Origin of the sequence: Streptomyces sp. NPDC048590 (genome assembly GCF_043199535.1) — a bacterium.
GTDB lineage: Bacteria > Actinomycetota > Actinomycetes > Streptomycetales > Streptomycetaceae > Streptomyces.
In genome coordinates, this window is record NZ_JBICWC010000008.1 from 235,347 (window position 1) to 249,644 (window position 14,298).

15 protein-coding genes and 1 tRNA gene are annotated in these 14,298 nt (G+C 70.6%); 10 read left to right on the forward strand and 6 right to left on the reverse strand.

Annotated features, from left to right (window positions below):
- The first annotated feature begins 160 nt into the window (after nucleotides 1-160).
- The 5 genes from ACGFNN_RS23945 to ACGFNN_RS23965 all read left to right on the forward strand — a co-directional run bounded on the left by ACGFNN_RS23945 (nucleotide 161) and on the right by ACGFNN_RS23965 (nucleotide 5,610).
- Nucleotides 161-1,213 (forward strand): TIM barrel protein, encoded by a 1,053-nt coding sequence (locus ACGFNN_RS23945; RefSeq protein WP_393558783.1) that lies wholly within the window; start codon nucleotides 161-163, stop codon nucleotides 1,211-1,213.
- Nucleotides 1,210-2,118, forward strand: a complete 909-nt coding sequence (locus ACGFNN_RS23950; RefSeq protein WP_393558784.1) for a transketolase — start codon at nucleotides 1,210-1,212, stop codon at nucleotides 2,116-2,118. The genes ACGFNN_RS23945 and ACGFNN_RS23950 overlap by 4 nt, the downstream gene beginning before the upstream one ends.
- Complete coding sequence (locus tag ACGFNN_RS23955) at nucleotides 2,115-3,074, forward strand: transketolase family protein (RefSeq protein ID WP_393558786.1); 960 nt, start codon at nucleotides 2,115-2,117, stop codon at nucleotides 3,072-3,074. The genes ACGFNN_RS23950 and ACGFNN_RS23955 overlap by 4 nt, the downstream gene beginning before the upstream one ends.
- Entirely contained in the window at nucleotides 3,071-4,537 is a 1,467-nt protein-coding gene (locus ACGFNN_RS23960) for an FGGY family carbohydrate kinase (protein ID WP_393558788.1), read from the forward strand. Before ACGFNN_RS23955 ends, ACGFNN_RS23960 begins: the two co-directional genes overlap by 4 nt.
- Before the next feature lie 104 nt (nucleotides 4,538-4,641).
- The gene (locus tag ACGFNN_RS23965; RefSeq protein ID WP_393558790.1) at nucleotides 4,642-5,610 is read left to right on the forward strand and encodes a sugar-binding transcriptional regulator; all 969 of its coding nucleotides are present in this window, start codon (nucleotides 4,642-4,644) and stop codon (nucleotides 5,608-5,610) included.
- A 79-nt stretch (nucleotides 5,611-5,689) separates the two neighbouring features.
- Here ACGFNN_RS23965 and ACGFNN_RS23970 read toward each other — a convergent pair whose 3' ends face one another.
- The 4 genes from ACGFNN_RS23970 to rpmB all read right to left on the reverse strand — a co-directional run bounded on the left by ACGFNN_RS23970 (nucleotide 5,690) and on the right by rpmB (nucleotide 8,535).
- Nucleotides 5,690-6,952, reverse strand: a complete 1,263-nt coding sequence (locus tag ACGFNN_RS23970; protein ID WP_393558792.1) for a DUF6357 family protein — start codon at nucleotides 6,950-6,952, stop codon at nucleotides 5,690-5,692.
- Between the two features lie 99 nt (nucleotides 6,953-7,051).
- Complete coding sequence (locus ACGFNN_RS23975; protein WP_393558794.1) at nucleotides 7,052-7,705, reverse strand: hypothetical protein; 654 nt, start codon at nucleotides 7,703-7,705, stop codon at nucleotides 7,052-7,054.
- A 288-nt stretch (nucleotides 7,706-7,993) separates the two neighbouring features.
- The gene (rpsN, locus tag ACGFNN_RS23980; RefSeq protein WP_393558796.1) at nucleotides 7,994-8,299 is read right to left on the reverse strand and encodes a 30S ribosomal protein S14; all 306 of its coding nucleotides are present in this window, start codon (nucleotides 8,297-8,299) and stop codon (nucleotides 7,994-7,996) included.
- Complete coding sequence (gene rpmB / locus ACGFNN_RS23985) at nucleotides 8,299-8,535, reverse strand: 50S ribosomal protein L28 (RefSeq protein WP_393558798.1); 237 nt, start codon at nucleotides 8,533-8,535, stop codon at nucleotides 8,299-8,301. Before rpmB ends, rpsN begins: the two co-directional genes overlap by 1 nt.
- A gap of 66 nt (nucleotides 8,536-8,601) precedes the next feature.
- Here rpmB and rpmG point away from each other — a divergent pair, with 66 nt between their 5' ends.
- From rpmG to ACGFNN_RS24010, 5 genes are all read left to right on the forward strand, one after another.
- The gene (rpmG, locus tag ACGFNN_RS23990) at nucleotides 8,602-8,766 is read left to right on the forward strand and encodes a 50S ribosomal protein L33 (protein ID WP_362554145.1); all 165 of its coding nucleotides are present in this window, start codon (nucleotides 8,602-8,604) and stop codon (nucleotides 8,764-8,766) included.
- A gap of 55 nt (nucleotides 8,767-8,821) precedes the next feature.
- Complete coding sequence (locus tag ACGFNN_RS23995; RefSeq protein ID WP_393558799.1) at nucleotides 8,822-9,076, forward strand: type B 50S ribosomal protein L31; 255 nt, start codon at nucleotides 8,822-8,824, stop codon at nucleotides 9,074-9,076.
- Entirely contained in the window at nucleotides 9,076-10,230 is a 1,155-nt protein-coding gene (locus tag ACGFNN_RS24000) for a CobW family GTP-binding protein (RefSeq protein WP_393558801.1), read from the forward strand. Before ACGFNN_RS23995 ends, ACGFNN_RS24000 begins: the two co-directional genes overlap by 1 nt.
- 42 nt (nucleotides 10,231-10,272) lie before the next feature.
- Nucleotides 10,273-10,506 (forward strand): 30S ribosomal protein S18, encoded by a 234-nt coding sequence (gene rpsR / locus ACGFNN_RS24005; RefSeq protein WP_393558803.1) that lies wholly within the window; start codon nucleotides 10,273-10,275, stop codon nucleotides 10,504-10,506.
- Between the two features lie 234 nt (nucleotides 10,507-10,740).
- Nucleotides 10,741-11,265, forward strand: a complete 525-nt coding sequence (locus tag ACGFNN_RS24010; RefSeq protein WP_393558805.1) for a hypothetical protein — start codon at nucleotides 10,741-10,743, stop codon at nucleotides 11,263-11,265.
- A gap of 250 nt (nucleotides 11,266-11,515) precedes the next feature.
- Here the strand turns inward: ACGFNN_RS24010 and ACGFNN_RS24015 are convergent.
- Together ACGFNN_RS24015 and ACGFNN_RS24020 are read right to left on the reverse strand one after the other, a co-directional pair.
- Nucleotides 11,516-11,589: transfer RNA gene (locus ACGFNN_RS24015), tRNA-Pro, on the reverse strand.
- 50 nt (nucleotides 11,590-11,639) lie between these two features.
- Nucleotides 11,640-14,297: an ATP-binding protein gene (locus tag ACGFNN_RS24020; protein ID WP_393558807.1), complete on the reverse strand. Its 2,658-nt coding sequence runs from the start codon at nucleotides 14,295-14,297 to the stop codon at nucleotides 11,640-11,642.
- Between the last annotated feature and the right edge of the window lies 1 nt (nucleotide 14,298).

Genomic DNA, 14,298 nt, shown 5'->3' on the forward strand with positions numbered 1-14,298 from the left:
CCCCCTGGTCAGCCACCCCGCTGGTCCGCCGTCGGCCCCCGCTCAAGCAGCGCCGCTCCAAGGTCCATGTCGGCGGACCTCACGTGAACTCACCTCGCTGGCAGCACCGTTCACGCACGAGGGGTTGACGTGACGGGGCTACCTCCATAGCTTGACGCGCATGTCCACTCAACCACGCATAGACATTCCAACCAGTCGGCGTGAACCGGTATACGGCGCCGGGGTCTGGCACTTCGCCACGTATGTCGACCGGTACGCCACCGACGGATACGGCGAGCCGCGGACCGTCCTGGACGCCATCAAGCTGGCCGGATCCGTCGGGGACCTCTCGGTGCTCGACCTCAACTGGCCATTTCCGCCGGGCGACATCACGACCTCCGAGGTGCGTGACGCGCTGGCCGAGCAGAACCTCCGGGCCATCGCCGTGACGCCCGAGTTCTACACCGGCAAGTTCGCCAAGGGCGGTTTCACGAACCCCGACGCCATGGTGCGCCGTCAGGCCATCGACCTGGTCGCCGCCTCCGCCGAGGTCGGCCGCGAGCTCGGCGTGGACTACGTCAAGATCTGGCCGGGGCAGGACGGGTACGACTACCCCTTCCAGGCCGACTACACCGATCTGTGGACCAAGTCCGTCGACGCTCTGCGTGAACTTGCCGAGGGTTACCCGGACTTGAAGTTCGCGATCGAGTACAAGCCGCGTGAGCCCCGCAACCGCATGGTGTTCTCCTCCGTCGCCCGCACCCTCCTCGCCATCCAGGACATGGGTGTCGACAACGTCGGCGTGCTCCTGGACTTCGGGCACTCCCTCTACGGTGGCGAGACCCCGGCAGAGGCAGCCCGGCTGGCGATCGCGCGCGACAAGCTCTTCGCCATCGACGTCAACGACAACTTCCGCGGCTGGGACGACGACATGGTCGTCGGCTCCGTCCACCTCCTGGAGACCTTCGAGTTCTTCCACGCGTTGCAGGACGGGGGCTGGTCCGGGGTCTGGCAGCTCGACCAGTTCCCCTTCCGTGAGGATCCCGTCGAAGCCGCACGGACCGGCATTCGCACGATGCGCGCCTTCCACCGGGCACTTGGCTACCTGGACCGTGCCGAGCTGACAGCAGCGCAGGCCGCGCAGGACGCGCTCGGTGCCCAACGCATCGCGAAGCGCGCGCTGTTCCGCGCTCTGGCCGAATCGGAGTCGGAACCGGAAGGGGGATCCGCGTGACCGGGGTAGCGCAGGTCCCACCGCCGCTGGTCTCCGACCCCGACGCCTCACGCGTCTACCACGCGCGGGCCACGCGGCTGCGCTCCGCGTCGTCGGCCGAAGCCGCACGCGAACTCGCCGCGCTCTCCACTTTCGTACGACGGGACGTCCTCACCACCATCCGGGCCGCGGGCATGGGACACGTGGGCGGGGATCTCTCCGTCACCGATCTGCTCGTCACCGCGATGTGGGGCGCTCTGCGGATGCACCCTGACCGGCCGGACCACGCGCAGCGGGACCGCGTGGTACTCAGCAAGGGGCACTGCGCCGCGGCGCTGTACTCGACGCTCGCCTCGTGCGGGTTCTTCCCGCGGGAGCGCCTGCGCGAGTTCATGGCACCGCTCTCTCCGCTCAACGGTCATCCGGCCAGGCTCAAGGTGCCCGGCGTGGAGACCAGCACCGGGCCACTCGGTCATGGGCTCCCGGTTGCCGTCGGTTGCGCCCTCGGCGCCCGACTGCGCGGTGAGAGCTGGCGGACCATGGTCGTCCTGGGCGACGGCGAGTTGCAGGAGGGTTCCAACTGGGAGGCCGCGATGACCGCCGCCCACTACGAACTCCCGTCCCTGACGGCCGTGGTGGACCGCAACCGGCTGCAGCAGGGGGCGCGTACGGAGGAGACCAAGAGCCTTGAGCCACTGGACCGGAAGTGGTCGAGTTTCGGATGGGAGGTACGCGTGATCGACGGGCACGACCACGCGGCTATCAAGGAGGCGTACGCGCCGTCGACGTCCGGGCGTCCCGTCGCAGTCATCGCCGACACCGTGAAGGGCAAGGGAGTCTCCTTCATCGAGGACCGCGTCGAATGGCATCACAAGGTACCCAGCGATGAGCAGTTCTCCCTCGCTCTGGAGGAGTTGAGCCGGTGACCTCAGTGACGCAGCAACCCGCCCGGTACGACTGCCGAGCCGATTTCGCCGAGGAGCTGGCCAAGCTCGCCCGCACCGACGACCGGATCGTGGCCGTGTGCAACGACTCCGTCGGATCCAGCAACCTCGTCGGGTTCCGTGATGAGTTCCCGGACCGGCTGATCAATGTGGGTATCGCGGAGCAGGACATGGTCGGTGTGGCGGCAGGTCTCGCCAACGCCGGCTTCGTGCCCTTCGTATCGGCCGCCGCTCCCTTCCTGACCGGCCGCGCGATGGAGCAGATCAAGGCGGACATCGCCTACACGGGGCGGCATGTCGTGCTGTGCGGGCAGAGCCCGGGTATTGCCTACGGCGAACTCGGCCCCACGCACCACTCCATCGAGGATCTGTCGTGGATGCGCGCGGTGTCCGGGCTGGAGATCATCGTGCCGGCCGATCCGTCCGAGACCCGCGCGGCCGTGCGGTACGCCGCCTCCTCGGGCCGGCCGGTCTATCTGCGGGTTCCCCGGTTCAAGGTGCCCACGGTCACGCCCGACGGCGCGCCGTTCGAGCCCGGCCGGGCCACCTGCCTGGCCGAGGGCGGGGATGTCACCCTGATCGCCGTGGGCACGATGGTGTCGCGAGCGCTCGACGCGGCCGGACTGCTCTCGGCGGACGGTATCTCCGCGCGGGTCCTCAACATGGCGTTCGTCGAACCCATCGACGAGGCCGCCGTCATCGCGGCCGCCAGGGAGACGGGAGCCGTGGTGACGGTGGAGGAAGGGCTCGTCTCCGGCGGGCTCGGCGCGGCGGTCGCGAAGCTGGTGGCCGAACACCATCCGGTGCCGGTACGGATGCTGGGAGTTCCTGGGTTCGCACCGACGGGCAGCGCGGACTTCCTCCTCGATCACTTCGGACTCCATGCCGAGGGCATCCGGGACGCGGCGCGCCAGGCCCTCGGGCAGGTGCGACGGTGAAGTCGCATCTGCTCTCCGTCGACCAGGGAACCAGCTCGACCAAGGCGCTGCTGATCGACGCGGCCGGCCAGGTCGTCGCCCGTTCCGAGGTCCCACTGACACAGTCACATCCGGGTCCGGGCCTGGTGGAGCAGGACGCGTCGACGGTGCTGGACAGCGTGCGCACGGCCATCGCCTCCTGCATGGAGGGCAGCGATCCGGCCGGTGTGGCCGGACTCGCGCTGAGCACTCAGCGCGAGTCCGTCGTGGCCTGGGACGGGAGGACGGGACAGCCGGTCGCCCCGCTGGTCGGCTGGCAGGACCAACGCGGCGGGCCGCTCGCCGAACGCCTCGTCCTCGCGGGGCACGGTGCGGAGGTACGCCGGCGCACAGGTCTGCCGCTGGACCCGATGTTCTCCGCGCTGAAGATGGCGTCGGTGCTCGACGTGTACGACCCAGGTCGTGTGCGGGCCCGCTCGGGTGCCCTGCGCCTGGGCACCGTGGATGCCTTTCTGGTGCAGGCGCTCACGGGGCAGCACGTCACCGAGATCGGCAACGCCTCACGCACCCAGTTGCTCGGCCTCACGACCGGGGACTGGGACGGCGAACTGCTCTCGCTCTTCGACATCCCCCGACAGGCCCTGCCCCAAGTGGTCGCCTCCACCGGCCCGTTCGGTTCTCTGCGCGGTGTCGCGCCGCTCCTCGACGGCACGCCGCTGCTCGCTGTCATGGGTGACTCGCATGCCGCGCTGTTCGCCCACGCCGGCTGGCGCCCGGGCATCGTCAAGGTCACGTACGGCACCGGATCCTCCGTGATGACCGCCGCGGACTCGCCGGATACGGCGGATCGGCTCTGCACCACCATCGCCTGGTCCACGGCCGGGGAAGGGGTGGCCTACGCCCACGAGGCCAACATCCGTTCCGCGGGGCGGACCCTCACCTGGCTGGCCGACCTGCTGGACACCACACCCGAGGAACTGATCCGGCTCGCGGGCGACGCCGACGCCGGTGAACTGACCTTGGTGCCCGCCTTCGGGGGCATCGGCGCTCCCTGGTGGGACGCCCGTGCCGTGCCCGTCCTGGCGGGCTTCGGTCTCGGCACGGGGCGCGCCGAACTCGCCCGCGCGGCAATGGAGTCGGTCGCGTTCCAGGTCACGGACGTGCTGGCCGCGCTTCCCGGTGTGCGGGAGATCGTCGCGGACGGCGGCCTGAGCCGAAGTGACACACTGATGCAGCTGCAGGCGGATCTCGCGGCGGTCGCCGTGGTCCGGACCTCGCACCATGAACTCTCCGCAGCAGGCGCGGCGCACCTGGCGGGACTCGGTATCGGCCTGTGGTCGTCCCATGCGCTGGAGGAGCGCGCCCGGGACGGGCTGCGGACCACGCGGCCGGCCCGGGACGGCTCCGCCCGTCGAGGTGCCGCTCTCGCCCGCTGGCACCGAGGGGTCGAGGCCGCGCGTGGACTCGGCGGCCACGGGCGGTGAGCGGCTGCCGGGCCGGGCGACGGTGCATCAGCGCCGGCGCCTCGGGCGATAATGCCTGCGGCACCCGGCGGAACCAGGATGACGGAAGGACGGAGGCCCGGAACATGGTGGCAGCGTCGTCGACGCCCGGCCCCGACCACGTGCGGCTGCTGGTCAAGGTGGCCCGGATGTACCACGAGCGCGGCGTACGGCAGCCCGAGATCGCGGCGCAGCTGAACATGTCCCAGCCCCGGGTCTCCCGGCTCCTTAAGGAGGCCGTGGACCGCGGGGTGGTGCGTACCGTGGTCGTGTCCCCCGACGGTGTGCACGCGGAGCTGGAGGACGCGCTCGCGGAGCGGTACGGACTCCGGGACGCCGTGGTGATCGAGGCGGAGGGACCTGGCATCGACGTCATTCCCGCTCTCGCCGCGGCCACCGCCACCTACCTGGACGCGACGCTGAAGGGCGGCGACACGATCGGGGTCTCGTCCTGGAGCGCGACTCTCCTGGAAGCTGTGAAGGTGATGCGGGCCAGGACTCCCCCCGTGGCCGGCGAGGTGATCCAGCTCCTGGGCGGTTCCGGCAGCCCGGAAGTGCAGCTGCACGCCACCCGGTTGACCAGCCGCCTCGCCGAACTCACGGGTGCGCAGCCGGTGTTCGCCCCGTCAGCTGCTCTGGTGGGGAGCCGCGAGCTACGTGACCTGCTTTCTCGGGAGCCCGCGATGGCGGACACGATGAAGGCGTGGTCACGGCTCACCGTCGCACTGCTCGGCATCGGCAGCCTCGCCCCCTCCCCGCTCCTGCGCCGCTCCGGCAACGCCATCACCGCCGAGGACCAGCGGCACCTCGGGGAGCTGGGGGCGGTCGGCGACGTGTGCGCCCGCTACTTCGACATCGACGGCGAAGCCGTCGACGCCCCCTTCAACGACCGCATCATCGGCATCGAACCCGATCGGCTCCGCGCCGTCGACCGGCGGATCGGCGTGGCCGGCGGCATGGACAAGGTGGCCGCGATCCGGGGTGCCGCTCGCGGCGGCTGGGTCAACATCCTGATCACCGACGTAGAGGTGGCCAGGGAGCTGCTCCGGGACTGAGTCCGCGCCCCACCCCTGCCCGGAGGGCCGTCCCTCCACGGCCTCGGGAAGCGCTCGGTACACGCGACGTCCGCCGGCACTACGTCCCGTCGCGCCCCCGACGCGCGCGCTCGAACTCGGCGACATCCGTCGTCCAGGGGCCGAACCGGTCGAGTGCGGCGCACCCGCCGCGGACGAAGGCGCTCACCAGCTTCCGGTAGCCGGCGATCCCGTCGACGAGGCCGTACTCGACCCGGTACTCCGGCTCCGCCCCACCCCGCCCCTCTCTCACCGTCGTGACCCGGGCGACGGAGTCCGCGTAGAAGTGGAACTGGATCCCTTCACCCATCCCCTCGTCCTCGATGGTGAACACTTCGTTGTCCCCGGCGGATCGATCCGCGACGAAGTCCCAGAACTCCGCGCCGGCGGTGCGCGGGCCGGTCCGTAGCCAATTCTTCTCGTCACCCTTGTCGTCGGTGAACGACAGAGCCGTCTTTCTCGCGCTCCCCCCGAGGCCGGCGCCGTCGTCGTCGGCCTCCTCGTCGTCTTCGACGGGCATGCTCCGGGAACGGTCCGAGGCCTCCGAGCACATCAGGAAACTCACCGTCCGCACCGAGTCGTCGACGAGTTCGGGGTGGGCGCGGCGCACGGCCGCATCCACCGCCTTGGTCATCCGGTCCCAGTCACGCTTGTCGGTGGCGCGGCGTCCTCGTCGCGGATCGAGGCCGATCCGCATCCCCGCGCACGCCTGCTCGGCGGTGGCGATCACACGCATGACCTCGGGCAGCAGCGCGGGGTCGACGGCGTCGGGCTTCCTCTTCGGAATCGTCGCACCGTGCGGATATTGCCCCGTGTACCTCAGAAGTGCGGTGTCGAGTGGACCGAGGACCACTCCGCGCTCGGCGCGGCGACGGTCCACGTGATACTTCTGAGCGCGTTCGTTGTTCGACGTCTCCGTCGCCGCGCGCATCGCGGCGCAGACCTGACCGCGTTCGAGCAGAGCGATGTCGGCCCCATGGGCGATGAGACGGCTCTTCTCCCACCGGATGCGCCGGAACAGCGCGTCGACATCGGCGGGCGGGGAGAGGAGCACAGGGTCCAGGAGCGCGACGGCGGCCTGCTCGTCGAGTGGGCCCCGGGTTCCGGCGGCGTGGCACAGCGGAAGGACCGCGCTCCACAGCAGCAGATGCCGGGCCAGGTCCTCCCGGATCACCTCGAGATGGGCTTCCCCGATGGGGAATGTGAACGTGCGGGGCTCGTGGTTGGCGTCCGCCCCGGCACCCAGCATCAGCTTCAGCTCGCCGTTCTCGCGGATCACGTTCGGTATCCAGCCGACGGCGCGCGTGAAAACGATCTCTCTCATGAGCTCAGGCTTCCCCGTCTCCGTATCCGATGGACGTGGTCGTCCCAGATCCGTGGACGGCGTTCCGCCGGTGAAGCCGCCCCACCCCGCACCGGCTGTTCACGACCACCGGGCGAATTCGACGTCGAGACGGGTGTCGGTGCGCACCCAGACTTCGCCGCCGGCGGCCTCGGCCGGGGCGTCGACGCGTTCCAGTCCAAGGAATTCCACCAGCTGGAGCAGCTCGGCCCGTTCGGCCCGGTCGTCGTCGGCGTCATGCGAGTCGAAGAAGACGTAGTACCGGTCACTCGGGTCCACGATCCCTGAATCGCCCCAGATGCGCCCGACTTCCTCGATGGCCGCGGCTTCCGTGGTGATGGTGGCGGCGCGGGCGGCGCCCCGATCCTCCGGGGACGCTTCGAGGTCGGCGGGCTCCGGGAACCACTGGCCGAAATGGTCGAGGCCGGCATATCCGTTCTCGAAGAACAGCATCGCGCTCGGAAGGTAGCGGTTGGCTCTGCCGACCTTGAGGTGTTCCGACCGAGGACGGTTCGCATCCTTGATCCGGGAGATCATGCCTCGTCCGGGCATGAGCACCAGGCTCTGCCCCGCTGCCGCGTCGTTGATCGTATAGGTGTCCGACTCACGTTCCCGGAAGAACGCGGAGAACGCCACGTAGGCTTCCTGCGGATCGCCGACGGAGACCAGTTGGCCGTCGCCGTCACCGGCCGCGAAGACGAACTGCTTCGGTCCGGGGGCGTAGGGGCGAGCCATGTGCGTCCTTCGTTCAGGTGTGCCGACGCTGCCAGCCTAGTCGAACGCCTCGAACGGGCCTGCCTGCTTCATCGCCGGCGGACGGCCGGCAGAACCGGCAGACCGCCTCACCCTCACACAGCGGCCGTCGCGCCCACCTCTGAGGTGGCGGAACGGCCTCGACCCGTCGCGTATGCCGGGCCCCGGGGAACACACCGGAACCGGTTCGGCGCATGGCCTGCGCGATGCAGGTCGGGACGCCGTGGAGTCCCGACCGGCATCGCCGCGCCCGCCGCGCGGGCGGCTGGGTCACCAGGAGGACTTGGTGACTCCCGGCAAAAATCCGGCGTGGGCCTGCTGGCGCACGTTGACCCGTGACAGGCCGAACTTGCGCAGATGCCCTCGGGGACGGCCGTCCGCACTGTCCCTGTTACGCACCCGGGTGGCACTCGCGTCACGGGGCTGGCGCCGCAGTTCAGCCACGGCGGCCTCACGTTCGGCGTCGCTGGAGGACGGCCTGCGGATGATCTCCTTCAGCGCCGCACGCCGGGCCGCGTACCGCTCGACGATCACCTTGCGCTTCTCGTTCTGCGCGATCTTGCTCTTCTTCGCCATCAGACCTTCACTCCCCGGGCACGGATACGGACCACGGCGGCCTCGATACCGATGGTGTCGACCGTCTTGATCGCCTTCGCACTCAGCGTCAACCGGACATTGCGCCCCTCACTGGGCAGCCAGTAGCGCTTCTTCTGAATGTTCGGGTCGAAACGACGCGAGGTACGCCGGTGCGAGTGGGAGATGTTGTTGCCGAAGCCCGGCTTGGCACCGGTCAGTTGGCAGTGGGCGGACAAAGTCTTACCTGCCTCTCGTCTGGTCACTGGTTTTGGTAACGAAAACCATTCCCATATAGTACCCCCATGGCACGCAACGAGATCCGCCCGATCATCAAGCTCCGCTCCACCGCCGGAACCGGCTACACCTACGTCACCCGCAAGAACCGCCGCAACAACCCCGACCGCCTGGTCCTGCGCAAGTTCGACCCGGTCATCCGGCGCCACGTCGACTTCCGCGAAGAACGCTGACCGACCAAAAACGCCACCCCGCCCCAGCCCCGCCCACAGACCCGAAGGACACCCCATGCAGCCCGGAATCCACCCCGCCTACGCTCCCGTCGTCTTCCGTGACCGCGCCGCCAACCACGCCTTCCTCACCCGCTCGACCATGACCAGCGAGAAGACCATCGACTGGGAGGACGGCAACACCTACCCCGTCGTCGACGTCGAGATCTCCAACGTCAGCCACCCCTTCTACACAGGCAACGCCCGCGTCCTGGACACCGCCGGACGCGTCGAGCGCTTCGAGCGCCGCTACGGCCGCCGCGAGGCCAACTGATGCAGGACGACACCCGACTGCCCGTCGTCATCGTCGGCGGACTCCACTCCGAAGCGCGCAGGGAGGTCGTGGAGCACCTGCTGCGCTCCGTTCCCGGCAGCGTCGCCCTCCACCACGACCTGTCCACAGCGACCGAGGGCTCCGTCGTACGCCGAGTGAGCGACGCATCCGGCGAACTCTCCCGGGGCCACGCCCCACTGTTCAACGACTGCGCGTGCTGCGCCCTGCGCGAGGACCTGATCCCTGAACTGGAACGGCTCGCCGACGCCGGCCTCACCCGGCTGGCCGTCGTCGAACTCTGGGACTCCGTCGAACCCAAGGGAATGGCCGAAGTCATCGCCCACCACGGCGCCCGCACCCTCCGGCTCACCAACGTGATCACAGCGGTCGACCCCGCCCTCGCCCTCCCCTGCCTCGGCAACGGCGACGACCTCTCCGAAGCAGGCCTCGCCGCCGCCTCATCCGACCAGCGCACCGTCGGCGACACCTGGGCACGCCAACTGGAATACGCCCCCGTCATCGCCGTCGTGGAAAGCGACGAGGCCGACGACCAGGACCGCGCCCTCCTCACCCAGCTCCACCCCACCGCCCACCAGGTGAACGCCGACTCCCCCGAACTCGCACACCTCGCCTTCGCCGGCTTCGACATCGAAGCCGCCGCAGCCGCACAACACCCCGCCTGCGCACTACTCCCCCAGGAAGCCGACAACGCAGGCGTCACCACCCTCGTCTGGCGCCGCCACCGCCCCTTCCACCCCCAACGCCTCTACCACGCACTCGAAGAACTCTGCTGCGCCGCCGCCCGCGGCCGCGGACGCTTCTGGCTCGCCGACCACCCCGACACCCTCCTCGCCTGGGACGCCGCCGGCGGAGCCCTCTGCGTCGAAAGCGCCGGACCCTGGCTCGCCTCCCTCCCCGACGCCGCATGGGAGATGGAACCCCCCGTCCGCCGAGCCGCCGCCGCCCTCGACTGGCACCCCGAACACGGCGACCGCTGCCAACACCTCGTCTTCACCTCACCCGGCCTCGACCACGACGGACTCGAACGAGTCCTCGCATCCTGCCTCCTCACCGACGCTGAATACGGCGCGGGGGTCGAGTCCTGGAAGAAGCTCCCGGCCGCTTTCGACTCCCTGCTCGACCCCGTCACCTGACCTCGGCGGCACCCACACCCACCCCTCACCCAAGGAGCATCCGTGTCCCCACGCAAAACCCCCAAACCGGTGAAGTCCCGCCCCAACCCCCTGGATGCGGCCGGGATCACCTACGTCGACTACAAGGACACCAACCTGCTGCGGAAGTTCATGTCCGACCGCGGCAAGATCCGCAGCCGCCGCGTCACCCACGTCACCGCCCAACAGCAAAGGCAGCTCGCCGCCGCCATCAAGAACGCCCGGGAAATGGCGCTACTTCCGTACTCGAACCGGTAGTGCGGCGAGCTCCCCCGGGGCGGAGACGCGCCGCAGCGCACGGACGGAGAAGTGGAAGGCACCACCGCTCCCGGGGGTGCGTTCCACTTCTCCGTCCAGCCCGAAACGGCATGCTGCCCGAGGCGCCGGCTTCCGTCGGCCGAGCGCCGGATATTCACGGGCACTCCGCCCCACGCCAGTCCTATCCTGACCGCTGCCGTCCACGCGGGGCGGACCCGACGGAAAGGTGGCCGAGTGCCGGACGTGTACCAGAGCATGCTGGATTCCGAGTTGAGGAAGGCGTTCGATGTCTGGTCCAGCTATCTGGACGCCCGGACCGGCGAGGATCCGCTTGTGCGTGCACGGCTTCGCGCCACGTTGCGGTCGGCCCGCGAGGCAGCCGCCGAGGGTGATCCGGCCTCCGCGCGCACCCTGGTGGCGGAGATGTACGACGACGCCGGAGCGGCCGGCCTACCGTGGGCTCCCGTGCCGCCTCGCCCCTGCGAAGTTGACCGGCAGACGCGCGACTACGCCAAGGACGAACTACGGCGGGTTCTTCCCGTGCGGCTGCGCGAGGATCTCGACACCATCGCGATCCTCCTGAGTGTCACGTGCCGACGGCTCCGGACCACCTCCGGCCTCGATGCCGCCACCCGGCAGGACATTCTCTACATCTCGGCTCGCGCCGGGATGGCCCTTGATCTCGCCCATCCGACAGCGGCCCGGCGGGAACTCGAGCGTCTGAAAACCATCGCGCGACGCTGCGGTGCCGAGCCCTGAGCAGGCGGCCATGGCCGGCATCCGAAAGCCGGCCGAGCCATGGCGGCACAGCCTGACGGCGACCGGGGCATGCGGCTCCGCGACGCCGCCGCCCTCGTCCCGAGCGCCCTCACCTTCTCCCGGTCTCCCGCACGTAGCGGCACTCACTGACGAGCTCCGGAGGCCGGAACGGGGGATCCGGTCTCCAGGAACGACCGAGGGCCGGTTTCGGATTTCTCCGAAACCGGCCCTGATCTGCGACTGTCTCCAGTCGGGACGACAGGATTTGAACCTGCGACCCCTTGACCCCCAGTCAAGTGCGCTACCAAGCTGCGCCACGTCCCGATGCGCTTCCGTCCGGTCTTCCCGGTCGGCCTCGCAGGACAAACACTACCTCACTCCAGGGGCCGGATCGACGCGCGTACCTGCTGGGCGCGGGTGGCGAGCCCTTCCGCGCCGCAGGCGGTGGCCAGCTTCTGGGCACGGGCGAGCTCCCGCTGGGAGCTGATCGCGACCCCGTACTCGAACCGGGCCAGGGCGTGCTCGTAGGCGGACGAGGACGCCTCGAGGTGGCGTACCGAATCCGCCAGCAGCTGCACAGCCTCCTCCTCGGGGGCGAAGAGGGCCACGCAGCGCAGCGCCTCTCCGATCGCCGTGTCCGTGCCGAACCGCTCCGCGTGGACCCTGGCCCGAGCGGCCAGCTGGGCGGCGCGGGCCGGGTCGGTGTCGGCCAGGGCGCGGGCGAGGTCGCCGGCCCAGGGGGCCCAGACACCGTTGAAGCGGCCGCGTGGCTCAAGGGCGGCTCCCGCCGCCTCGAGCTCGGCGACGGCCTCTTCCGTACGCCCTTCCGCCAGCAGCAGCCGGCCTCGGACGCACGGTGCGTCGGGCAGGACCATGGCGCTCGGGTACGGAGGGCCGAAGTCGTACCGGTCGGCCACCAGTCGCGCCTCGGCCGTCCGGCCGCGGGCGAGCAGGGTGTCTATGAGGAGGCAGGCGGCGTCCCAGTGGACGGGCAGTCCGCTCCCCGCCCGGTCGGCACGGCGCAGACCCTCGCGCAGGAAGCCCTCGGCCTCGGCGAGGCGGCCCCGCCGGCGGTGGACCAGGCCGAGGAGGGTGTGCGCGAACGCGAGGTGCGCACCGCTCCACCCGGAGATCTCGAAGGCGCGCACCGCCTCGCTGAAGAGCGCCTCCGCACGGTCGGGCTGGTCGGTGAAGGCGTAGGTGATGCCGACCATCGTGGGGAGTTCGAAGCCCCATTCCGTGTCGGTCCAGCCGAGTCCTCGCGCGGGCCGGCCGTCGACGAGCGCTCGTTCGCAGAAGTCCACGACGAGTTGGGCGTTCTCACCGCGGAGCATGGCGTCGAAGGCCCGCAGGGTGAGCAGGGCGCGCTCGGCGTTGTCGCGGCCCTTGAGGTGGTCGGCGTTGCGAGCCAGCCGGGCGGACCGCCCCGGCCCGTCGTCCTCGCTGGCCTGCATGCCCTCCCAGAGGAAGTGCGCGGCCTGGAGCCGCATGAGGCCGGGGCCGGGAGCCGTGCGGGACGCCTCGGCCGCCAGGGAGAGCGCGGCCTCCTTGAGCTGGTTGTTGTGGGACAGGGCGGAGGCGAGCCGGAAGGTGGCGTCGATCCGCATGGCCCCGTCCAGCCCCGGGGTGTCGAGGGCGGCTCGCAGATGCTGCACCGTGGTGGCCGGCGAGGAGAGCAGGGTGGCGCAGCCGAGCTCGTAGAGCAGGGCGGCCCGGTCGTCGGGGCGCGGGGGTTCCTCCAGGGCGCGGTCGAGACAGCGCCTGGCTGCTTCCGGGGCGCCGACGGCGAGATGCTGGCGGGCCGCTTCCCTGAGCTGGGCGACGAGTTCCTGGTCGTCGTCCGGGTGTACCTCGAGCAGGTGGCGGGAGGCCGCCGCGGGACCGAGCCCTGCCTGGGTGATGGCCCAGGCCGCCCGTCCGTGCATGGCGGTACGGGTGGCCGGCGGGATGGAGCGGTAGACCGCGCTCGCGATGAGCGGGTGGACGAACTCGAGGGGGTCGAAGCCGGTGACGATTCGGGCGTCCCTCAGCCGCGCGGTGCAGTCGGCCGCCTCGGCGGAGCTCATGCCGGCCAGCCGGGCCGCGAGGTCCTGCGAGATCTCCGTGCCGAGGACGGCGGCTGCCCACGCGAAGCGGTTGGCGTTGGTTCCCAGGCGTTCGAGGCGGGCGACGAGACCGCTGCCGCGGGCCGAGGCGCCGAGCTCGCGGAGGAGGCCGGCCGACTCCTCGATGGGCGCCAGTTCGCGGTCCTGGGCCTTGGCGACCAACTCGACCGCCTCGTAAGGATTTCCCCCGGTGACGGCCCACACCTCGCGGCAGAACGGATCGTCGGCGTGCTCCCCCAGGCCGGCGCGTACGAGTTCGGCCGTGGCCTCGGGGGTCAGGGCGCGCAGGGCCACCCGGGTCAGCGCCGGGTGGGACGCGGGGCCGCCGTCCTTCGGGGCGCCGGCGAGCGCCCAGTCGGCGTCGCGGTCGGCGAACTCCTGCGGGCGGTGGGCCTGGACGACGAGCACGGGCAGTTCGGTCAGCCGGGCGGTGAACCCGGCGAGCCAGGCGAGGGACTCACCGTCCGCCCAGTGCGCGTCGTCCACGACGAGCAGCAGCGGACGGTGGCTGAGACGGGAGGCGAGCCGGGACACGACGTGGTCGAGGCCGTCCCTGACGCCCTGCGGGTCCGGCTGCGGGCCGCTGGGGTCGGCCAGCCCCAGGGCGGGCGCGGCGATGTCGAACCAGTCGCCGAACAGGGCACGGGTCTCGTCGGCGGGGAGCCGGTCGAGCGCGGGCTGGAGCAGTTGGCGTACGACGTGGAAGGGCACCGAGGTGACCGTCTCGCCGCCACGCGCGGACCAGACGGTGCAGCGGTCGGCGGCCATGGCCTGGATCTCGCCGAGCAGCGCCGTCTTGCCGATGCCGGCCTCGCCGCTGAAGACGAGCAGTCCGCCGACTGCTTGTCCTCCGCAGAGGGCGTCCACCGCCTCTGCGGCTGCGGCGAGTTCCGGTTCGCGCTCGTACAACGGCCGAGACTGCTTCATG